Consider the following 21,569-nt stretch of genomic DNA (forward strand, 5'->3'; position numbering starts at 1 on the left):
GCCTCACATCCGGAAGACGCCGAAGCCGCCGCGGGCGCCCTCGTACGGGGCCGTGTGCACGGCCGACAGGCACAGGCCGAGGACGGTGCGGGTGTCGCGCGGGTCGATGACGCCGTCGTCGTACAGCCGCCCCGACAGGAACATGGGCAGCGACTCGGACTCGATCTGCTGCTCCACCATGGCGCGCAGGGCGGCGTCGGCGTCCTCGTCGTAGGGGTGGCCCTTCGCGGCCGCCGACTGCCGGGCGACGATCGACAGGACGCCGGCGAGCTGCTGCGGGCCCATCACCGCCGACTTCGCGCTCGGCCAGGCGAACAGGAAACGGGGGTCGTAGGCGCGTCCGCACATGCCGTAGTGACCGGCCCCGTACGACGCACCCATGAGGACGGACAGGTGCGGGACCCTCGAGTTCGACACCGCGTTGATCATCATCGCGCCGTGCTTGATGATGCCGCCCTGCTCGTACTCCCGGCCGACCATGTAGCCGGTGGTGTTGTGCAGGAAGAGCAGTGGGACGTCGCGCTGATTGGCGAGCTGGATGAACTGGGCGGCCTTCTGCGACTCGGCGCTGAAGAGCACCCCCTGGGCGTTGGCCAGGATGCCGACCGGGTAGCCGTGCAGGGTCGCCCAGCCGGTGACGAGGCTCGTCCCGTAGAGGGGCTTGAACTCGTCGAAGTCGGAGGCGTCGACGATCCGGGCGATCACCTCGCGCGGGTCGAAGGGGGTGCGCAGATCCCCGGGGACGATGCCCAGGAGCTCGTCCTCGTCATACCTGGGAGGGACGGCCGGGCCCGGGTCCGGGTACGCCTTGCGGTGGTTGAGGCGGGCCACCACGCGGCGCGCCTGGCGCAGCGCGTCCCGCTCGTCGACGGCGAAGTGGTCGGCGAGGCCGGACACGCGCGCGTGCATCTCCGCGCCGCCCAGGGACTCGTCGTCGCTCTCCTCCCCGGTGGCCATCTTCACCAGCGGCGGCCCGCCGAGGAACACCTTCGCGCGCTCCTTGACCATGATCACGTGGTCGGACATGCCGGGGACGTACGCGCCGCCCGCGGTCGAGTTCCCGAAGACCACGGCGACCGTCGGGACGCCGGCGGCGGAGAGCCGGGTCAGGTCGCGGAAGACGGCCCCGCCCGGAATGAAGATCTCCTTCTGGGACGGCAGGTCGGCGCCGCCCGACTCGACGAGGCTGATGCAGGGCAGCCGGTTGGCGAGCGCGATGTCGTTGGCCCGCAGGGCCTTCTTCAGCGACCAGGGGTTACTGGCCCCGCCCCGCACGGTCGGGTCGTTGGCGGTGATCAGGCACTCCACGCCCTCGACGACGCCGATGCCGGTCACCAGGGACGCGCCCACCGTGTGATCGCTGCCCCAGGCGGCCAGCGGCGACAGCTCCAGGAACGGCGTGTCGGGGTCCAGGAGCAGCTCGACGCGTTCGCGGGCGAGGAGCTTGCCGCGCGCGCGGTGCCGGGCGACGTACTTCTCGCCGCCGCCGGCCAGCGCCTTCGCGTGCTCGGCGTCGAGGCCGGCCAGCTTGCCGAGCATGGCCTCGCGGTGGGCGCGGTAGTCGGGGCCGTGGGTGTCCAGGGCGGACGTGATGACCGTCAAAGGAGGGCCTCCGGGATGTCCAGACAGCGGGAGCGCAGCCATTCGCCGAGCGCCTTGGCCTGCGGATCGAAGCGGTGCTGGGCGGCCACTCCCTCGCCGAGGACGCCCTCGACGACGAAGTTCAGGGCGCGCAGCCGGGGCAGGACGTGCCGGGTGACGGTCAGGGAGCGGCACTCGGGGAGGAGTTCGCGCAGCCGGTCGGCCGTCAGCTCGTGGGCGAGCCAGCGCCAGGCCTCGTCCGTCCGCGCCCAGACGCCGACGTTGGCGTCGCCGCCCTTGTCGCCGCTGCGGGCGCCCGCGACCAGCCCGAGGGGCGCGCGCCGCACGGGGCCGGGCGGCAGCGGCTCCGGCAGGCCGGGTTCCGGCGCCGCCTCGAGCGGGCGGGTGCCGTCGGCGGGCGGCGGGGGGACGGTCAGGCGGCGGCCGTCGTGCAGGACGGCGACGTGTTGGACGTCCCCCTGCGGGACGGACGAGGCCTCGAACACGCCGTACGGGGAGCCCTTGCCAGGGGGCGCGAGGAGATGGAAGCCGGGGTAGCTGGCCAGCGCCAGTTCCACGGCGGCCCCGCTCAGCGCCCGTCCGACGACGGCCTGTTCGGGGTCGCGTACGACGAGTCGCAGCAGCGCGCCGGCGGTCTCCTCGGTGTCGGCGTCGGGTCGGTCGGTGCGGACGAGTTCCCAACGAACCTGTGTCGGGGGCGACTTGGCGAGCGCGTCGGTCATCTGCTCGCGCGCCAGCGCCGCCTTGGCCTCGATGTCGAGGCCGGTGAGCACGAAAACGACCTCGTTGCGGAAGCCGCCCAGGCGGGTGCGACCGACCTTGAGGTGGGGCGGCGGGGCCTCGCCGCGCACGCCGTCGATACGCACCCGGTCCGGGCCGTCCTGGGTGAGCCGGACGGTGTCCAGCCGCGCGGTGACGTCGGGGCCCGCGTACCGGGCGCCTCCCGTCTCGTACAGCAGCTGGGCGGTCACCGTGCCGACGTCGACGAAGCCGCCAGTGCCGGGGTGTTTGGTGATGACACAGCTGCCGTCCTCGTGGATCTCGGCGAGCGGGAAGCCGGGCCGGCGCAGGTCACGGCCGGGGCCGGTGCGGGCGCCTGTGCCGCCGTCGGTGCCTGTGCCTGTGCCGCCGTCGGCGAAGAACGCGTAGTTGCCGCCCGTCGCCTGCGTCCCGCACTCCAGGACGTGTCCGGCGACGACCGCGCCCGCGAGGCGGTCGTACTCCCGCGGCCCCCAGCCGAACCGGGCGGCGGCGGGTCCGGTGACCAGGGCCGCGTCGGTGACCCGCCCGGTGACGACGACATCCGCGCCCTCGCGCAGACAGGCGGCGATACCGAAACCGCCGAGGTAGGCGTGCGCGGTGAGACTGCCGGGAAACCGGTTCCCGAGATCGTCGCCCTCGACGTGCGCGACGCGCGCCGGGATGCCGAGCCGGTCCGCCGATTCGCGTACGGCGTCGGCGAGTCCGGCCGGGTTGAGGCCGCCCGCGTTGGCGACGATCCGCACCCCGCGCTCGTGGGCGAGGCCGAGGCACTCCTCGAGCTGCCGCAGAAAGGTGCGGGCGTACCCGGCGGCCGGATCCTTCAGCCGGTCGCGGCCCAGGATCAGCATGGTCAGCTCGGCGAGGTAGTCGCCGGTGACGACGTCCAGCTCGCCGCCGGTGAGCATCTCGCGCAGGGCGTCGAAACGGTCGCCGTAGAACCCGGACGCGTTGCCCACACGGAGCACGCTCACGAGGCCGATTCCTTCGGCGGACGGCCGCTGCCGGGCGGCCCCGCGAAGGCCTGGGCGACGTCCAGCCAGCGGTCGGCGTCGGTGCCCTCGGCGCGCAGACCGAGGTCCGCGCGGTGGGCGCGCTGGGTCACCAGGAGGCAGAAGTCGAGGGCGGTGCCGGTGACGCGGTCGTCGGCGTCCTCAGGACCGTATGTCCACAACTGTCCTGAGGGGCTGCGCAGTTCGAGGCGGAACTCCTCGAAGGGCGTGGGCAGTCCGTGCACGCCGAACGCGAAGTCACGGGTGCGGACGCCGAGGCGCACGATGTGCCGGAGCCGGTCGGTCGGCGCGGGCTTCTTCCCCAACGCGTCCGCCACGTCCAGGCCGTGGGCCCAGGTCTCCATGAGCCGCGCGGTCGCCATCGAGGCGGCGGCCATCGGCGGGCCGTACCAAGGAAAGCGCGCTCCCGCGGGCGCGGCGCGCAACGCCGCCTGCAGGGCGTCGCGCCCGGTGCGCCAGTTGGCGAGGAGCCGGCCGGGCGGCTGCGCGGCCCCCTCCGCCGCGCCGTTGTCCACGAAGTCGCCGGGCGCGGCCAGCGCCTTCTCGACCTCACGGGCGAAGGCGTCCCGGTCGGTCACGGCCAGCACGGAGGAGCGGTCGGTCCATGCGAGATGCGCGATCTGGTGCGCGACGGTCCAGCCGGGCGCGGGCGTCGGCAACGCCCACTGCTCCGCTCCCGACTCGGCCACCAGGCGGTCGAGTTCGTCGCTTTCGGCACGCAGGTCGTCGAGCACGGGGGTGGGGTCGGCCATGGGGTGGAGCATGGCAGCGGACCCCAAAACAAGCAAGCATGCTTGCATTAATTTCTACCGGGGCCGCCTCCGTCTCAGGAAGAGGAACCGGAACAGGCAGGAACAGGAACAGGAACAGGGACCGGCGCAGTCGCCCTCACGCCTCCGGGACGGCCGCCTTGCCCCGCCCGACCTGGGTCCGCACCGCGCCCATGCTCGCCGCCACGACCAGGGCGATGGCGGCCGCCTGGACCGTGGTCAGCGCCTGGTCGAGGATCAGGAAGCCCGCGGTGGCGGCGATGGCCGGCTCCAGGCTCATCAGGATCGCGAAGGTGGACGCCGGCAGACGGCGCAGCGCGAGCAGTTCGAGGGTGTAGGGCAGGACCGACGACAACAGGGCCACCGCCGCGCCCAGGCCCAGCGTCACCGGGTCGGCGAGTTTCGCGCCCGACTCCGCGAGACCCAGCGGGAGGAAGAGCAGCGCCCCCACCGCCATCGCCAGCGCGAGCCCGTCCGCCTGCGGGAAACGCCGGCCGGTACGGGCGCTGAAGACGATGTACGCCGCCCACATCGCGCCGGCGCCCAGCGCGAACGCGACGCCCACCGGATCCAGCGCGCCGAAGCCGCCACCGCCATCGCCGCCCTCGCCGTGACCGCCACCGCCGCCGCCGCTGAGCAGGAACACGCCGACGAGGGCCAGTGCGGCCCACACCAGGTTCAGCGCACGGCGTGAGGCGACGACCGAGAGGGCCAGCGGGCCGAGGACCTCCAGCGTCACCGCCGGACCCAACGCGATGCGGTCCAGCGACTGGTAGAACAGGCCGTTCATCGCGGCCATCGTGACGCCGAAGGCGACGACCGTGCCCCAGTCGGCGCGCGAGTGGCCGCGCAGCCGTGGCCGGCAGACGACCAGCAGCACCACGGCGGCGACCAGGAGCCGCAGCGCCACCACGCCCAGCGCGCCCGCCCTCGGCATCAACGTCACCGCGAGGGCGCCGCCGAACTGCACCGAGATCCCGCCGGCGAGCACCAGGCCGACGGGACCGAGGGGGCCGAAGGAGCCGAACCGGCCCGGGGTCTCGCCCGGAAGCCGGGGAGCGGCGGTGCTCGCGGTCGCGGGGGCGGTGTCGGGGGTCGTCACGGGCGGTCCTGGTGCTCGGCTCGGGCTCGTTCATCACGATGCACTGTCGAGTTCAGGGTAGTGGACCAGGTCAGGCGTGAAAACCCTTTATGCCACTGTCTCGGGCTCTGAGACGAACGGGCGGGCGGGGAAGCCGTCGAGCGGACGGGGACCCGTCGGGACGGCAGCGAAGCCGTCGGGAAGGCAGCGAAGCCGTCAGCGGCGGGCCAGGTACAGGGTCAGCGCCCGGTGCAGCAGCTTGTTGAGGGGGAAGTCCCACTCGCCCAGGTACTCGACCGCCTCCCCGCCCGTGCCCGCCTTGAAGCGGAGCAGGCCGAGCAGGTGGTTGGACTCGTCCAGCGTGTCGGTGATCCCTCGCAGGTCGTAGACGGCGGCGCCCCCCTCGTGGGCGTCCGCCATCATGCGCCACTGCATGGCGTTGTTGGGCTGGACCTCGCGTCTGCGGCCGGTGGACGCGCCGTAGGAGTACCAGACGTGCTCGCCGACAGTCAGCATGGTGGCCGCGGCGAGGACGTCGCCGTCGTGGTGCGCGAGGTAGAGCCGCATGCGGTCGGGATGCTCGGCGTTCAGCGCGTCCCACATACGCCGGAAGTAGGACAGCGGGCGCGGGACGAAACGGTCGCGCTCGGCGGTCTCGAGGTACAGCCCGTAGAACGCCGGCAGGTCCTCGGCCCCGCCCCGGACCACCTTCACGCCCGCGTTCTCCGCCTTCTTGATGTTGCGCCGCCACTGCTGGTTCAGGCCGCTGCGGACGTCGTCCAGCGACCGTCCCGCCAGCGGCACCTGGAAGACGTGGCGCGGCTGGCCCGCCGCGAAGCCCTCCTCGCCGCCCCGCGCGGCCGGCCGCCAGCCGGCCCGGCACAGCCGGTCGGCGACGTCCTGGGCGGCCGGCTCGTACGACGTCGGCTCGGCGTCCCCCAGCCGGTGGGCGTCCGGGTCGGCGATGGCCGCCTTGACGGCGTCCGCGCTCCAGCGCCGCACGACGACGGGCGGGCCCATCTTCACCGAGAACGCGCCCCGCGCCTTCAGGTGCGCCAGCATCGGCGTCAGCCAGCGTTCGACGAGATCCGGCGCGTGCCAGTCGACGAGCGGCCCCTCGGGCAGATACGCCAGACACCTGCGCAGCCTCGGCACCGGCCGCAGCAGCACCAGCCCGGCCCCCACGAGCGCCCCCGTCCCGTCGAACCAGCCCAGGCTCTCCGCCTGCCAGTCCGGCTTCACATCCCCCCACGAGGGGACCTGCATATGGCTCGCGGAGGGGCGGCCCGCGACGAACGCCAGGTGCTCGTCACGGCTGATGGACTGGACACGCAGACTCATGGCGGGGCCCCTTCGAACGGCCGTTTTCGGCCACCCTAGGAGGCCAACAGCCCAGGCCCGAGGCCCAAGGCCGCCAACCGCCCGCGTGTCCGCCACACGGGTACGCAGATGGGCGTCCGTCGGCTGGGTGATCTCGGTACTCGAAATCTCTTACGCGGGCGTTTCGGGGGCTTCGGGAAACGGCGGCAGGGAATCGGCTACGAACGTCCCCAGCCCGACCTCGCCCCGCGTCCAGCCCTGTACGCGCACGTGCTGCATGGCCTTCGCCGCCGTCGCGTTCACCACGCCGAACTCCTGGGCGATGTCCAACGTGGAAGGCACACGGCTGCCCGGAGGATACGTGCCGTCCTTGATGCGCCGGATGATCTCCGCTGCGATCTGCCGCCACAGGGGCCGCGTACGGTCAAGCTCCATGATGTCAGCGTGGGTGACTACGGCATTCTGCGCATCCGTGGTTGTCTACAGTTATCCACGGTATGGTGAACTCCGAAACACAGAACGGCCCCGGCGGGAAGCGGCTACTTCCTCACCGGGGCCTGAGCCGACTGAATAGGAGTCGACCTATGCGCAGCCTACTGGCCGCGACCCTGAGCCTCTTTCTGCCGCCTCGCGGAGCTCACCGCGCCGCCGACGTGTCACCGTTGCTCGGCGTCCGTCCGCACGTTCTCACGCTTCGGCCATCGCACGGCGACGACGTCATCGCCGCTGACGGTCTTCCCCTGGTCCGGCCGTACGTCGTCCTGTGGGAACGCGAGCGGGATGCACGCCGGGCAGCCGTCCTCGCCCCCTTGGGACAGGACCATGCGTGGTCGGAGGGCGCTGCATGAGCGGGAGGCGTTTCCGCAGCATCGGCGTCGACCCTGCGACCGGCAAGGAGGGGTTCGTGCTCGGCCGCCCCGGCGGTTTCCTTGAGGAACTGGCCGACGTGCACGCCCTCAGGGCAGCCGCCGTCCTGGCGACGGCCGTCGGCGCCGTACTGGACGGAGGCAGGTCGTCGGACGCCGAACTCGCCGCCTTCGTACCGTCGTTGCACGCGGCGCGCGAAGAATGCGTCGGCATCATGGCGGCGGACAGGGAGTGACGGCGTAGAGGGCGGCATGCGGCCGTAGGGCGTCAGCCGCGTTGCAAGTGCCCGGGATCGCCCCCCCCGGACGCCTGCCACGGCCGACCGCATGGGCCCGTCAGGGACGCCCCCGCACGCGTCAGTCTTCCCCCTCCAGCCCCTCCGCCAGCACTTCCGCCAGGTGCCTCCCGCGTACCCCCGCCAGCTGCTCCAGCTGGGTGCGGCAGGAGTAGCCGTCGGCCAGGATCACCGCCGCCTCCGGGGCGTCGCGGACGGACGGCAGGAGCTGTTCCTCCGCGCAGGCCGCCGACACCTCGAAGTGGCCGGCCGTGAAGCCGAAGTCGCCCGCCAGGCCGCAGCAGCCGCCGCTCAGGTCGCCGGTGAGACCCGCGGCCGCGCGCAGCCGCCGTTCGGCCGCGTCGCCGAGGACCGCGTGCTGGTGGCAATGGGTCTGGCCGACCGCCGGACGGTCCAGGCGGGGCGGGGTCCACTCGGGGGCGTGCCGTTCCAGTGCCTCGGCGAACGTGAGGACGCGGGCGGCGAGGCGACCCGCGCGCGGGTCGTCGTGCAGCAGCTCGGGCAGGTCGGTGCGCAGGGCGGCCGCACAGCTCGGCTCCAGGACGACGACCGGGGCGGCCGTCTCCAGCACCGGTTCCATCAGGTCGAGCGTGCGGCGCAGCACCACGCGCGCGTGGTCGAGCTGACCGGTCGAGACGTACGTCAGCCCGCAGCAGACCCGGCCCCGGCGGGCGGTCAGCAGCGTGGCCGCGCTCCTCGACCGGCCGTCGCCCACCGGCCGCCCCCGCATCAGCAGCGTCGGCGGCAGCGCCACCCGCAGCCCCGCGGCCTCCAGCACCCGGACGGCCGCCCGGCCCACGGACGGGGAGAGGTGCTCGGTGAAGGTGTCGGGCCACAACACGACCAGATCGCCCGCATCGCCGGACTTCCCGCGCCCGGGGGCGGATCCGGTCCCGGACCCGGTCCCCCGCCACCACGCGCTGAACGTCTCGCGCGGCAGCCGCGGGAGCGCCCGCTCCGGCGCGATCCCGGCCGCCCGCTTCGCGAGCCGCGCCAGCGGTCCCACGGACGCCAGCGCGTTCACGGCCGCCGCGGCCCGCAGCCGCGCCGTCCACCGCAGCCACACCGGCAGCCGGCCCATGCTGTAGTGCGCGGCCGGGCGTCGGCGGCCCGCGTAGTGGTGGTGCAGGAACTCCGCCTTGTAGGTGGCCATATCGACCTCGACCGGGCAGTCCGAGCGGCAGCCCTTGCAGGACAGGCACAGGTCCAGCGCGTCCCGGACCTCCGTGGAGCGCCAGCCGGCCGTCACCAGCTCGCCGGCCAGCATCTCGTGCAGCAGCCGGGCCCGGCCACGCGTGGAATGCTCCTCGCGGCCCGTGACCCGGAACGACGGGCACATCACCCCCGCCGCGTCCGCCGCACCCGCAGCCCCCGCAGGTCCCGTCGCCCCCGCCGTCGTACGGCACTTCGCGACCCCCACGCACCGGCGCACCGCCGCGGCGAAGTCGCCGCCGTCGGACGGGTACCCGAACGCCACGTCAACCGGTTCGCGGGGCAGCACGGCGAACCGCAGGTCGGCGTCGAGGGGCGCGGGGCGCACCAGCATCCCCGGGTTGAGCAGGTCGTCCGGGTCCCATACGCCCTTCGCACGCTCGAACAGCGCGACCAGCTCCGCCCCGTACATGCGGGGCAGCAGTTCGGCCCGCGCCTGCCCGTCCCCGTGCTCGCCGGAGAGGGAGCCGCCGTGCGACACGACCAGCTCGGCCAGCTCCTCCGAGAAACGCCGGAAACGCGCTACCCCTGCCTCCGACAACAGATCGAAGTCGATGCGGACATGGATGCAGCCGTCCCCGAAGTGCCCGTAGGGCGTGCCGCGCAGGCCGTGGCGCGCGAGCAGCCCGCGGAAGTCGCGCAGATAGCCGCCGAGCCGGGCGGGCGGCACCGCGCAGTCCTCCCAGCCGGGCCACGCCTCGCCGCCGCCGGGCATCCGGGTCGCGGTGCCGGCGGCGTCCTCCCGCACCCGCCACAGCAGCCGCTGCCCGGCCGGGTCCGTCACCACGCGCGCGTCCAGGGCGTCCGCCGCGCGCACGATCGTCCGCGCACGCGCGTGTGCCTCGTCCGCCGAACCGCCGCCGGTCTCCACGAACAGCCAGGCGCCGCCGCGCGGCAGGGCGACCGCCGTGGACGGCGGCACCAGGTCGACCGCCATCCCTTCCACCGTCAGCGGCCCGTACGGCAGCAGCCCGGCCGCGGCCTCGGCGGCGGCGCCCTCGTCGGCGTACCCGAGCACCGCGAGCGCACGCGCGCGTGGCGCCTCGACGAGCGCGACGACCGCCTCCGTCAGCACGCCCAGGGTGCCTTCGGAACCGCAGAACGAGCGGGCGACGTCCGCGCCCTTCTCCGGCAGCAGCGCGTCCAGGGCGTACCCGGAGATACGGCGGGGCAGGTCGGGGTAACCGGTCCGCAGCCGCGCGAGTTCCCCGTCCACCAGCGCCCGCAGCCCGTCCGGCGCCCCGGCCCACCCCCGCCCGAGCCGCAGCCGGTCCCCGCGCGCGGTGAGCACCGTCAGTTCGCGCACGTTGTCCGCCGTCGTGCCCCAGGCCACCGAATGCGACCCGCACGCGTTGTTGCCGATCATCCCGCCGAGCGTGCAGCGGCTGTGCGTGGACGGGTCGGGGCCGAAACGCAGCCCGTGCGGGGCCGCGGCCTCCTGCAACCGGTCGAGCACCAGCCCCGGCTGCACGACGGCCGTCCGCGCGTCCGGGTCCAGCGACACCAGCCGGTTCAGGTGCCGGGTGAAGTCCAGCACCACGCCCGTCCCCGTCGCCTGCCCCGCGATGGACGTGCCCCCGCCGCGCGCGACGACCGGCGTCCCGTGCGACCGGCACGCCTCCAGGACGGCCGCCACGTCGTCGGCGTCCCGCGGTGCGACGACGCCGAGCGGGACACGCCGGTAGTTGGACGCGTCCATGGTGACCAGCGCCCGCGCCGTCACCCCGAAATCCACGTCCCCCCGAACGACCCGCCGCAGCTCACTCTCGAGGTCCCGGACATCCGTCATGCGTCCAGGAAACCAAAGTGAGACGCCGGAAACGCCGTCTCATCCGACGGACGAGGTTTCGCCCAGGTTTCCCGCACCGGCTAACCTCCCTTCCGTGGCTGAGATCCAGATTCCTGCTGACATCAAGCCCGCCGACGGTCGATTCGGCGCGGGCCCCTCCAAGGTGCGGGTGGAGGCGCTGGACGCCCTGGCCGCCACCGGCACGTCCCTCCTCGGCACCTCCCACCGCCAGGCCCCGGTGAAGAACCTGGTCGGCGAGGTGCGCGCGGGCATCACCGAGCTGTTCCAGCTCCCGGACGGGTACGAGGTGATCCTGGGCAACGGCGGCTCGACCGCTTTCTGGGACGTCGCGACCCACGGACTGATCGAGAACAAGTCGCAGCACCTCACGTTCGGCGAGTTCAGCTCGAAGTTCGCGAAGGCCGCGAAGCTCGCCCCCTGGCTGGCCGACCCCACCGTGATCTCCTCCGACCCGGGCACGCACCCCGAGCCGGTCGCCGAGGCGGGCGTCGACGTGTACGCGTTCACGCACAACGAGACGTCCACCGGTGTCGCCGCCCCGCTGCGGCGCGTCCAGGGCGCCGACGAGGGCTCCCTCGTCCTGGTGGACGCCACCTCCGGCGCCGGCGGCCTGCCGGTCGACATCGCCGAGACGGACGTCTACTACTTCGCCCCGCAGAAGTCCTTCGCCTCCGACGGCGGCCTGTGGATCGGTGTGTTCTCGCCGGCCGCGATCGAGCGCGCCGAGCGGATCCACGCCTCCGGCCGCCACATCCCGGAGTTCTTCAGCCTGCCGACGGCGATCGACAACTCCCGCAAGAACCAGACGTACAACACCCCGGCGCTGGCCACCCTCTTCCTGCTCGACCAGCAGCTGAAGTGGATCAACGGCCAGGGCGGCCTCGCGTGGTCCACGGCCCGCACCAAGGACTCCTCCAGCCGCCTCTACGGCTGGGCCGAGGAGTCGAAGCACGCCACCCCGTTCGTCACCGATCCGGCCAAGCGCTCCCAGGTCATCGGCACGATCGACTTCGCGGACGAGATCGACGCCGCCGCGATCGCCAAGGTGCTGCGCGCCAACGGCATCGTCGACACCGAGCCCTACCGCAAGCTCGGCCGCAACCAGCTGCGCGTGGCGATGTTCCCGGCGATCGACCCGGCGGACGTCGAGGCCCTGACGAAGTGCGTCGACTACGTGATCGAGAAGCTCTAGCCGTTCCTGGCGGCTCGTAGCGGCCCGTAGCCGCTCCGGCAGACGGAGGAAGGGCGCCCGGTGACCGGGCGCCCTTCGTGTTTCCGTTCAGCGGCAGATCTCTCAGCCGCGGAGGCCGACCAGCCGGTGCAGGGTGTCGGCGGGGGTCGCCGCCGTGGCCGGCTGTCCGGTGGCCAGGGTGGACCGCGCGGCGGCCGACGCGGCAGCCGGCGGCACGGGGTCGGCGGTCTTCTTGCAGACCGCGTCGGCCACGCCCCTGCCGCGCGGCACGGTGCCGTCGGTGAGGTACTTGGCCAGGTACTTGTCCAGGCAGGCGTTGCCGCTCAGCGAGATGCCGTGGTTGCCGCCGCCCTGCTCCACCACCAGGCTGGAGTGCTTGAGCAGACGGTGGGTCGCGACGCCGCCCTGGTAGGGGGTGGCCGCGTCGTTCGTCGCCTGGAACAGCAGCACCGGCGGGAGCTTGCTGTTGGCGACGTTCACCGGCTTCATCGGCTTCGTCGGCCAGTACGCGCAGGGCGCGTTGTACCAGGCGTTGTTCCAGGCCATGAACGGGGCCTTCTTGTGCACGGCCCAGTTGTCCTTGCGCCACTGGTTCCAGTCGCGCGGCCAGGAAGCGTCACGGCACTGCACGGACGTGTACACGCTGTAGCCGTTGTCGCCGGAGGCGTCGATCGCCGCGATGCCCTCGTACGCCTTGACGAGCGGGGCGGCGTTCTTGCCGTTCACGTAGGCGGCGAACGCCGAGGCGAGGGTGGGCCAGTAACCGTTGTAGTAACCGCCGGGGATGAAGGTGTCCTCCAGCTCGGAGGCGCCCACCTTGCCGCCGGCCGGCCGCTTGGCGAGCTCCGCCCGCATCGCGTACCACTTGGCCTCGATCTTGGCCGGGTTCGTGCCGAGCTTGTACGTGCTGTCGTACTTGGCGATCCACGCCATCAGCGCCTTCTGGCGGGCGTCGAAGGCGTAGTCCTGCGAGATGTTGGCCTTGTACCAGACCCCGCCGGGGTCGACGATCGAGTCCAGCACCATGCGGCGCACCCGGGTCGGGTAGAGCTTGGCGTAGACCTGGCCCAGGTACGTGCCGTACGAGTAGCCGAAGTAGTTGATCTTCTGGGCGCCGAGCGCCTTGCGGATCGCGTCCATGTCCTTCACGGCGTTGACCGTGTTGATGTGCGGCAGGACGGACGCGTACTTCGTCCCGCAGGCCTTGGCGAAGGCCTTCACGCGCGCGAGGTTGGCCTTCTCGATCGCGGCGGTGCTCGGCACGGAGTCCGGGCGGACCGGGTTGAAGTAGCCCGGCTTGCAGTCCAGGGCGGGCTGGCTCTTGCCCACGCCACGCGGGTCGAAGCCGATGACGTCGTACTGAGACGCGACCGCCTTCGGCAGCGAGGACGCCACGAACGGGGCGAGGGACAGACCGCTGCCGCCGGGGCCACCGGGGTTGACCAGCAGCGGGCCCTGGTACTTCCGCGCGGTGTGCGGGACACGGGACAGGGCCAGGGTTATCGTCCGGCCCTGCGGCTTGGCGTAGTCGAGCGGCACCTTCACCGACGCGCACTGCAGGGTCGGGGCGTCTTCCGTGGCGCACTTCTTCCAGGTCACCCTGGTCGCCTGTGCGGCGGTCCGGGTGGCGGTCTGCGACGTCGTGGCCTCGGCCGGGACGGCCGTGAGGCTTCCGGCCAGCACGACGGTCGCACCGCACAGTACGGCTGTGCTTCGTCTCATGAAGTTCCTTCACGCCATGGGGAGTTCAGCTGGACCGGATGGTTCGCGGTCCCCGCTGGATCTTTCCGAAGAAGGCCCGTCACAAGAAGCACTTCGGCCGACAATTTTGAACTCGTTTGCTTCACAGACCCTTCACCGGCCGCCGACAGCCGGGACGACGACGGCACACAGCTCACCGTGAGTCGCGGCCGGCACGACGAACGGGGCGCCCGGCGAACACTCCACCGGGCACCCCGCTCTCACGCCGCCTGTGTCACGCCGCCGTGACTCACGACGCCGTGCAGGTCACGCTCGGCACACCTCCGCCGCCCGGCGCTCCGCCGAAGCCGAAGCTCGTCGAACCGCCCGCCGCCACCGTGCCGTTGTGCGCGGCGTTGGACGCGGTCACCGTGCCGCCGCTCTGGGTGTACGAGGCGTTCCACATGCTCGTCACCCGCTGCGCGCCGCTCCAGGACCAGGTGACCCTCCAGGACGACAGCGCCGTGGTCCCGGTGTTGGTGACCTTCACCTCGGCGTTGAAGCCGCCGCCCCAGTCGCTGCTGACGGTGTAGGCGGCGCTGCACGCGGCCGTACCGCCGCCGCCTCCCCCGCCCCCGCCACCGCCCGTGCCGGGGAAGCCGGGCGCCTTGACGCTCGTCAGGTATCCGTCCTTCACGGTGTCCACGGACTGCCAGTCGTCCTTCAGGATGCCGCCCGTGTCACCGGAGTTGGGGTTCCACGACCAGAACGTCCAGTGGAAGGAGTCGCTGCCGTACGTCGAGGTCGGACGCAGGTAACTCACCAGCGCGGCCAGCCACTTCTGGTCCACCGTGGCCTGGAGCGTGGTGCCGAACTCGCCCACCCACACCGGTGCGATGTTCTGCTTGAAGATGTAGCCCCAGTACTTGTCCCAGATCCCGGGCATGTTCGCCGGGAACGCCGGATCGCTGAACCAGCTCTGCTGGGCGACGCTCGTCGCGTAGTCGTGGGCCGAGTACACGACCCGGTTCGCCACGTCGAGCTGCACCGGGTACTGGCCGACGCCCATCAGGTTGCCGCCCCACCAGCCGGAGACGCCGTTGAAGGTCTGCACACCCTCGACGAAGATCAGCAGGGCGGGGTTGACCGACAGGACCGCGTTCCCGGCCCGCTGCGCGGCCAGCCGCCAGTCCGTCGCCATGTCCCCGCAGCCCCAACAGGCGGGATCGTGCGGCTCGTTGTGCAGATCGATGCCGACGACCGCGTCCTGGCCCTTGTAACGGGCGGCGAGGGACTTGAGGTTGGCGATCCACGTCGACTCGGGAACGGCCGCCGTGTACCAGAGAGCCGACTGCCCGCCGGCGTCCGGCCGGTGCCGGTCGAGGATGACCTTCAGGCCGTCCTGACCGGCGTACGAGACTAGCTTGTCCAGGATCTGGAGCGAGTTGAGGCCCTGGAGGTCGGCGTTCTTGCCGCTGCTGAAGTCGATGCTGTTGGGGACGGTCGAGCTCTTGAACATGTCGTCGCTGTACGGGATGCGGATCGTGTTGTAGCCCAGCGACTTCATCTGGTCGATCATGCTCTTGTAGTCACGGGACCAGAGGCCGTGCACAACGTAGTTGCCGGTCTCGAAACCGAACCAGTTGATCCCGGCGATCCGAACCGGCTGCCCGGCGGCGTCGAGGATCTGGCGGCCACTGGTGTGCCAGTAACCGGCCCCGGCATCGGCAGCGGCCGCACGGACACCGGCCGCGTCGGAAACACCGGAAACACCGGAGACGCCGGAAGCGGTCACTGCACCGAAATCGGTTACCGAACGGGAAGCGGTTACCGCACCGGATTCGGTCGCCGCCCCGGCGAAACCGGCGCCCAGCGGAATCAGGAGCGCGGCGGCAACGCCGCACAGCACTCTTCGCAAGCTGTTGCGGAACATCTCGCTGCATCCTCTCGGGAGGCGCGGGCCCGGAACGAATGGGAGCGCTCCCACCGACCACGCCCTCCCAGGAAACCGACACACCATGACCACGTCAAGAAGTAAGGCGAGCCGTTCGCGGAGGACGGCGGTTCTCCGGCCCCCGTCACACTCCGCGCGCCGCGCCCACCGTGACGGCGGCCCGACCGCCAGGCCGCGCCGCGCCACCGGTTACCCCGCGACCCGACCGCCAGGCCGCGCCCCACCACCGATGCCCGCGACCCGACCGCCAGGCCGCGCCGCGTGACCGCGGCTGCGGCCCGACTGCCGGCCCGACTGCCGGCCCGACTGCCGTTCAGCGGCCGAGCTTCTGGAACCTCCGCACGGCCAGCGGCAGGAAGACCAGCGTCAGCACCAGCGGCCACACACCCGCCATCAGCAGCGCGTGCTGCTCGACCCACGAGTCACCGCCCCCGACCGGCGTCCCGAACAGGTCGCGCGCGGCGGCGGCCGTGGACGAAATGGGATTCCAGGCGGCCACGAAGCCCAGCCAGTCCGGCATCAGCTGCGGCGCGACGAAGATGCTGGAGATCATCGTCAGCGGAAACGCCACGGCGAAGAGCCCGCCCGCGGCCTCCGGGTTGGGCACCAGCAGCCCCAGCCACACCCCGACCCAGATCAGCGCGAACCGCAGCCACAGCAGCAGTCCGAAGGCGGCGAAAAAGCCCCAGCCGCCGTCCGGCCGCCAGCCCGGCGCGCACCCAGGTCTACGAGGAGGCGGCCGAGCGCGTGACGGGCATGACCACCGCCGACTTCTACGCCGCCCAGGCCCCGTTCATCGAGAAGGTCATGGCCACCGGCCGATACCCGGTACTCGGCTCACTCGCCGCCGACACCTGGAGCCCCGCGTTCGACCACTTCGAGTTCGGCTTGCAGCGAGTCCTGGACGGACTGGAAGTGCTGGTCGAGCGGCGGGCGGCGGGCGGCGGCGGAGTAGCACTCAGCCGCCCGCCGCTCGACGGGCGGCCACCTGGGACTCAGCCGCGGCGCCGCAGCCGGCGCAGTCCGAAGGCGACGACGCAGAGCGCGGCGACGGCGATCGCGCCGGCCTTGACGCCGCCCGCGGCCGAGGACCCGCCGCCGTCGCCGGACGCGTTCGAACCTCCGCCCCCGGAAGGCGACTTGGAGCTCGACGAAGCCCCCGCGGGCGCGTCCTCCGCCACCACCGAACTCCCGGCGCCCTCGCTCCCGTACATCAGCTTGGATCCGTCCGCGGAGTAGCTCACGGACTCCCCCTGCCGTTGCAGCGGCACGTCCAGCCGCCCCTCGCGCTTGAGCTTCCCACCGTTCCAGGCGTAGGAGATGCCGCCCAAGTAGCCGCGGACGGCGACTTGGGAGCCGTCCGGGGAGAACGCGGCGTCGGTGGCCCACAGGTCGACGGGGGCGACGGGCTTGAAGATGTTCGCCCCGGAGGTGGAGAGCTTCGCCGGTCCCTCGTAGAGGTGCCCGCCGTCCTCCTTCTTGTCGATGATGTAGACCCGCCCGGTCTTTGGGTGCACGAGCAGCGACTCGGCGTCGCGGGCGCCGTCGGAGTACTTCACGACGTACTGCGTGGCCTTGACTCTCTGGTCGACCAGCTTCTTCGGCTCGGGCAGCCGGTAGACCCACACGTACTTCCAGGTGCCGCCGAGGTTGTCGCCGATGTCGCCGACCCAGATCTCGTTGCCCGGACCGATGGAGATCGCCTCGACGTCACGGGGCGTGCCGACGCCGGACAGGGTGATCCGGGCGACGGTCTTCCCGGTCGCGCTGTCGACGGCGTAGAGGTAGGGGCCGTCGTCGCTGTCGTTGTGGGTCCAGTAGACGCCGGGGTGCTGACGGGAGGCGGCGAGCCCGCTGGACTCGGTGATGCGCGGATCCTCGACGGTGAAGCCCTTGTCGCCGTCGGCCGCGGACGCGGCGGGCGCGGCGGACACGGCGAGCACGGTGAAGGCACCCGAGAGAAGGACTCCGGTGAGCAGGGCTCCGGCCCGGACGGCGAAAGATCGGCGCATGTCCACAAGCCTGCCATCCCGCACCGCCGTTCGACGCTCCGTGGCAGGCCTCACACCCGGGGGCCGGACCTCGCGCGGCTCCGTGGCAGGCCTCACACCCCGGGGCCGGGCTTCGCGCCCCCGCTCACCGCCGTGATCCAGCATCATGAGCGGATGCTCAGGTTCATGCCCGTAGGCGACTCGATGACGATCGGCAGCACGGGCGACCACACCTGGCGCTACCGCGTGTGGCGGCACCTGTGCGCTGCGTACGGCGGCCCGTTCACCCTGGTCGGCCCGCGCGAGACGCTCTACGACAAGGCCGCGGAGGCGCCCACGTCGTACGCCTACGCCGACCCCGACTTCCCCCGGGGTCATCTGGCGGGCTGGGGCGAGGGCTGGCAGCAGATGGCCCCGCTGATCCGCGAGGCGGTGCGCACGACCCGGGCGGACGTCCTGCTGGTCTCGCTCGGCCTGATCGACCTGGGCTTCTACACGAACGCCGAGCAGACGGCGGCGAACGCGCGCGCCTTCGTGGCCGAGGCCCGCGCCGCGAACCCCCGGATCGCCATGGTGTGGCTGCCGGTCATCCCCAACGTACGCGCCGCGAACGACGAGCCCTTCGCCGCCCAGGTCGACCTCTTCAACGAACTCCTGGCGAAGACGGCCTCCGACCTGGACGAACGCAACTCCCCGATCCTGCTGGCCTCGATCCCGCCGGCCTGGGACATCGACACCGACACCTACGACGGCACCCACCCGAACGCGAGCGGCGAGCACCGCCTGGCGGAGGCCTTCGCCGAGGCGATGCACCAGGGGTGGGAGCTCGGCGGGGAGTACGCGGGCTGAGGAGCCCAGCACTTGCCTTCGACATATGCACCCTACGCCGTGTCCCCTTCGCCGTCCGTATCGTTGTACTGCGCGGCGGCATTCGAGCGGGTGCGGCCGGGGAGGAGCGCCAAGATGACCGTCCTCGAAGACAGGATCACGATGGCCGAGAGCGACAACACGATCACGCTCGACGAGATGTTCGAGCGGCTCGAGACGATGCCCGTCCCCGAGGGATACAAGGTCGAAATCGTCGAGGGGACCGTCTACATGTCACCGCAGCGGGACACCCACTGGGAGATCATCCTGGACATCGTCGAGCAATTGCGGCCCAAGTACGCTCGCAAGCGCGTGAAGTCCGACGTGCGCATCGACTACCCGGGGCATCTGAACGGATTCGCGACCGACGTGACGGTGATGGCCGAGAGTGCCGTCAAGTCGGAGGACGACCGCTGGAGCCACGAGGACGTCGAGTTCGTCGCCGAGGTGATCTCCAAGGGGACCGCCGCCAACGACTACGGCCCCAAGATGACGGCCTACGCAACCGCCGAGGTTCCCGTCTACCTGATCGCCGACCCCTACCAGCGCCGCTGCCACGTCTACACCCAGCCTAAGAACGGCGAGTACGTCACCGAGACGAAGATCGACTTCGGCGACGAGATCGATCTCACCGGAACTGTGGTCGGCCTCACCCTCAAGACCGACGAGTTCCCCCGCGACTGACCCGTGCCCGGCCGATCCCCCTTGCATCGAGCGCACTCCAAGACGTTGGCTTGAGTGCCATGAAGTACACGCAGCTCGGACGTACCGGACTCAAGGTCAGCCGCCTCGTCCTCGGCACCATGAACTTCGGCCCGCAGACCGACGAAGCCGACAGCCACGCCATCATGGACGCGGCACTCGGCGCCGGCATCAACCTTTTCGACACCGCGAATGTGTACGGCTGGGGCGAGAACAAGGGCCGTACGGAAACGATCATCGGCAACTGGTTCGCGAAGGGCGGCGACCGGCGCGACAAGGTCGTCCTCGCCACCAAGGTGTACGCGAACATGGCCGCCGACGGCGACGCCTGGCCCAACCACGACAAGCTCTCCGCGCTGAACATCCGGCGGGCCGTGGACGCCAGCCTCAAGCGACTGCAGACCGACCACATCGACCTCTACCAGTTCCACCACATCGACCGCGACACTCCCCTCGAGGAGATCTGGCAGGCGATCGACGTGCTGGTGCAGCAGGGCAAGATCCTGTACGTGGGGTCCAGCAACTTCCCCGGTTACAAGATCGCCCAGGCCAACGAGACCGCCGACCGGCGCGGCGGCACGATCGGGCTCGTCAGCGAGCAGTGCCTGTACAACCTGGCCGAGCGGCGCGCCGAGATGGAGGTGATCCCGGCGGCGCAGGAGTACGGCCTCGGGGTCATCCCCTGGTCGCCGCTGCACGGCGGGCTGCTGGGCGGGGTCATCAAGAAGCAGGCCGAGGGCGGTCGCCGCGCCTCCGGGCGGGCCGCCGACGCCCTCGCCGACGCCGGGACCCGCGGGCAGATCCAGGCCTACGAGGACCTGCTCGACAAGCACGGCGTCGAGCCCGGCGAGGCCGCGCTGGCCTGGCTGCTCACCCGGCCCGGCGTGACGGGCCCGATCGTCGGGCCGCGCACCGCGGAGCAGCTCGACTCGGCGCTGCGCGCGGTCGAGCTGGAGCTGAGCGAGGAACTGCTGTCCGGCCTGGACGAGATCTTCCCCGGCCCGGGCCCCTCGCCGGAGGCCTTCGCCTGGTAGCGGGCAGGCGCGCGCCCGCACCGGGCGGGCGCGGAATCCCACGGTGACGACGGCGGCCGTCGGGCGGTCGGCCTGAGATCGCTCAGGTCACTTTCCGACGGCCGCCGCCACCGCCACCACCATGAACAACAGCACGAGCGCACCGGCCATGATCCGGTTCCGGGTCTTCGGGTCCACGCGTCGAGCCTAACCGGCCCCGCCGAGCGGCCAGCGTCCGGCCGGTTCGTAGCGGGGCTGCTCCCCGGGGACGCCGGACTTCGGCAGGTTGCTGCGGACCAGCACCAGCTCCCCCACCGTCCAGGTCCGGCCCGCGAAGGCGTCCAGCGCCTCGACCTGCGCCCGGACGTCCACCGCGTCCCTGCTGCGGGCCAGCGTCAGGTGCGCCTTGTAGCGGCGGTGCTCGCCCATCTCCACGCCCGCCTTGCGCCCCGCCGCCTCCGCCCGGTCGGCCAGCAGCCGCAGCGCGGACACGTCCCCAGCCGCGCCCGCCCACAGCGCCCGCCCGTGCCCGAACCGGCCGCCGCCGCGCACGGCCAGCGGGAAGGGCGCGCTGCGGTGTGCGGCCCGCCGCAGCCGGGCCGACAGCTCCGGGACGACGTCGTCGTCGACCTCTCCGTAGAAGGCGAGGGTGAAGTGCCAGCCCGCCCGGTCCGTCCAGCGCAGCCCGTCCGCACCGGGCAGCGTGCGCAACCGGGCGGCCACGGCGGCGAGTTCGTCGGCGATGTCGTCCGGGGGCAGCACGGCGGCGAAGAGTCTCATGCCCCCGATTTTCCCGGCGGGCCCGACAGCGCGCCCGGCAATATGGACGGCATGCGGATCACGATCAGAGAAGGCGGACCCGAGGACGTCCCGGTGATGCTCGCCATGCTCGACAGCAGCGTGGCGTGGCTGGTCGCCCAGGGTCGGCCCGGGCAGTGGGGGACGAAGCCCCTGTCGGAGAACCCGAAGACGGTCGAGTCCGTCGTCCGGTACCTGGAGCGGGGCTGGTCGTTCGTCGCCGAGGCGGACGGCGAGCCGGCCGCCACCCTCACCCTCACCGACGCGCCCGGAGCGTACCTCGCGCATCTCCCGCCGCCCGGGGAGCCCGAGCGGTACATCCACTGGCTGGCCTCGGACCGGCGCTTCAAGGGGCACGGCGTGGGCGGCGCGCTGCTCGAGCACGCCGCCGAGGCGACCCGGCGGGCGGGCGTCGGACTGCTGCGGGTGGACTGCTACGCCGGCGACGACCGCAGGCTCGTCGCCTATTACGAGGCCAACGGCTTCACCCCGACGCAGGCTTACACGGTCGGCGACCATCAGTGGCCGGGGCAGGTGCTGGCCCGGAGGGTGGGGCCGCCGGCCGCGTCTCCCGAACGAATGACTTGACGCCGGCCGGCCCGGAGGGTGCGCCCCCGCCGCGCCGCCCCCCGGGTGACGTGCC

Annotated in this window: 17 protein-coding genes and 2 pseudogenes; 7 read left to right on the forward strand and 12 right to left on the reverse strand. The window is 72.2% G+C overall.

All coding sequences use genetic code 11. The annotated features are described in order from the left end of the window. Positions 1-3 precede the first annotated feature (3 nt). The 6 genes from QA802_RS18965 to QA802_RS18990 all read right to left on the reverse strand — a co-directional run bounded on the left by QA802_RS18965 (position 4) and on the right by QA802_RS18990 (position 6,980). Positions 4-1,602 (reverse strand): acyl-CoA carboxylase subunit beta, encoded by a 1,599-nt coding sequence (locus QA802_RS18965; RefSeq protein ID WP_334524096.1) that lies wholly within the window; start codon positions 1,600-1,602, stop codon positions 4-6. After that, complete coding sequence (locus QA802_RS18970; RefSeq protein ID WP_334524099.1) at positions 1,599-3,335, reverse strand: acyclic terpene utilization AtuA family protein; 1,737 nt, start codon at positions 3,333-3,335, stop codon at positions 1,599-1,601. Before QA802_RS18970 ends, QA802_RS18965 begins: the two co-directional genes overlap by 4 nt. After that, positions 3,332-4,126: a TIGR03084 family metal-binding protein gene (locus QA802_RS18975; RefSeq protein ID WP_334524101.1), complete on the reverse strand. Its 795-nt coding sequence runs from the start codon at positions 4,124-4,126 to the stop codon at positions 3,332-3,334. The genes QA802_RS18970 and QA802_RS18975 overlap by 4 nt, the downstream gene beginning before the upstream one ends. Positions 4,127-4,262: 136 nt before the next feature. Further along, positions 4,263-5,246 (reverse strand): EamA family transporter, encoded by a 984-nt coding sequence (locus tag QA802_RS18980; RefSeq protein WP_334524103.1) that lies wholly within the window; start codon positions 5,244-5,246, stop codon positions 4,263-4,265. 195 nt (positions 5,247-5,441) lie between these two features. Next, entirely contained in the window at positions 5,442-6,566 is a 1,125-nt protein-coding gene (locus QA802_RS18985; protein WP_334524106.1) for a lipid II:glycine glycyltransferase FemX, read from the reverse strand. A 150-nt stretch (positions 6,567-6,716) separates the two neighbouring features. Beyond that, the gene (locus tag QA802_RS18990; RefSeq protein WP_334524109.1) at positions 6,717-6,980 is read right to left on the reverse strand and encodes a GntR family transcriptional regulator; all 264 of its coding nucleotides are present in this window, start codon (positions 6,978-6,980) and stop codon (positions 6,717-6,719) included. Between the two features lie 409 nt (positions 6,981-7,389). Here QA802_RS18990 and QA802_RS18995 point away from each other — a divergent pair, with 409 nt between their 5' ends. Continuing rightward, the gene (locus QA802_RS18995) at positions 7,390-7,647 is read left to right on the forward strand and encodes a hypothetical protein (RefSeq protein ID WP_334524112.1); all 258 of its coding nucleotides are present in this window, start codon (positions 7,390-7,392) and stop codon (positions 7,645-7,647) included. Positions 7,648-7,768: 121 nt separating this feature from the next. Here QA802_RS18995 and QA802_RS19000 read toward each other — a convergent pair whose 3' ends face one another. Continuing rightward, positions 7,769-10,708 carry an FAD-binding and (Fe-S)-binding domain-containing protein gene (locus QA802_RS19000; RefSeq protein WP_334524114.1) on the reverse strand — a complete coding sequence of 980 codons (2,940 nt, stop codon included), beginning with the start codon at positions 10,706-10,708 and terminating at the stop codon, positions 7,769-7,771. A 94-nt stretch (positions 10,709-10,802) separates the two neighbouring features. On the opposite strand from QA802_RS19000, the gene serC reads away from it, so the two are divergent. Next, positions 10,803-11,921, forward strand: coding sequence for a phosphoserine transaminase (gene serC / locus QA802_RS19005; protein ID WP_334524117.1), 1,119 nt, complete (start codon positions 10,803-10,805; stop codon positions 11,919-11,921). Between the two features lie 102 nt (positions 11,922-12,023). Here the strand turns inward: serC and QA802_RS19010 are convergent, their stop codons facing one another. From QA802_RS19010 to QA802_RS19020, 3 genes and pseudogenes are all read right to left on the reverse strand, one after another. Beyond that, positions 12,024-13,643 carry an alpha/beta hydrolase gene (locus QA802_RS19010; protein ID WP_334524119.1) on the reverse strand — a complete coding sequence of 540 codons (1,620 nt, stop codon included), beginning with the start codon at positions 13,641-13,643 and terminating at the stop codon, positions 12,024-12,026. Positions 13,644-13,911: 268 nt separating this feature from the next. After that, on the reverse strand, positions 13,912-15,534 hold the full coding sequence (locus tag QA802_RS19015; protein ID WP_334524122.1) for a cellulase family glycosylhydrolase: 1,623 nt from the start codon (positions 15,532-15,534) through the stop codon (positions 13,912-13,914). Positions 15,535-15,868: 334 nt separating this feature from the next. After that, positions 15,869-16,270, reverse strand: a pseudogene (locus QA802_RS19020) (ABC transporter permease); the annotation flags it as partial. Here QA802_RS19020 and QA802_RS19025 point away from each other — a divergent pair. After that, positions 16,267-16,512: pseudogene (locus tag QA802_RS19025) on the forward strand (TetR/AcrR family transcriptional regulator C-terminal domain-containing protein); the annotation flags it as partial. The pseudogenes QA802_RS19020 and QA802_RS19025 overlap by 4 nt on opposite strands. Before the next feature lie 38 nt (positions 16,513-16,550). Here the strand turns inward: QA802_RS19025 and QA802_RS19030 are convergent. Beyond that, positions 16,551-17,567, reverse strand: a complete 1,017-nt coding sequence (locus tag QA802_RS19030; protein WP_334524125.1) for a TolB-like translocation protein — start codon at positions 17,565-17,567, stop codon at positions 16,551-16,553. Between the two features lie 153 nt (positions 17,568-17,720). Between QA802_RS19030 and QA802_RS19035 the strand changes: the two genes are divergently transcribed. From QA802_RS19035 to QA802_RS19045, 3 genes are all read left to right on the forward strand, one after another. Then, entirely contained in the window at positions 17,721-18,395 is a 675-nt protein-coding gene (locus QA802_RS19035; RefSeq protein ID WP_334534743.1) for an SGNH/GDSL hydrolase family protein, read from the forward strand. 114 nt (positions 18,396-18,509) lie between these two features. Continuing rightward, on the forward strand, positions 18,510-19,097 hold the full coding sequence (locus QA802_RS19040) for a Uma2 family endonuclease (RefSeq protein ID WP_334524128.1): 588 nt from the start codon (positions 18,510-18,512) through the stop codon (positions 19,095-19,097). Between the two features lie 59 nt (positions 19,098-19,156). After that, positions 19,157-20,149, forward strand: a complete 993-nt coding sequence (locus QA802_RS19045; RefSeq protein ID WP_334524131.1) for an aldo/keto reductase — start codon at positions 19,157-19,159, stop codon at positions 20,147-20,149. 186 nt (positions 20,150-20,335) lie between these two features. Here the strand turns inward: QA802_RS19045 and thpR are convergent, their stop codons facing one another. Next, positions 20,336-20,908 carry an RNA 2',3'-cyclic phosphodiesterase gene (gene thpR / locus QA802_RS19050; RefSeq protein ID WP_334524134.1) on the reverse strand — a complete coding sequence of 191 codons (573 nt, stop codon included), beginning with the start codon at positions 20,906-20,908 and terminating at the stop codon, positions 20,336-20,338. A 51-nt stretch (positions 20,909-20,959) separates the two neighbouring features. On the opposite strand from thpR, the gene QA802_RS19055 reads away from it, so the two are divergent. Further along, positions 20,960-21,514 (forward strand): GNAT family N-acetyltransferase, encoded by a 555-nt coding sequence (locus QA802_RS19055; RefSeq protein WP_334524137.1) that lies wholly within the window; start codon positions 20,960-20,962, stop codon positions 21,512-21,514. Positions 21,515-21,569: the final 55 nt, after the last annotated feature.

Source organism: Streptomyces sp. B21-105 (assembly GCF_036898465.1).
Taxonomy (GTDB): Bacteria; Actinomycetota; Actinomycetes; order Streptomycetales; family Streptomycetaceae; genus Streptomyces.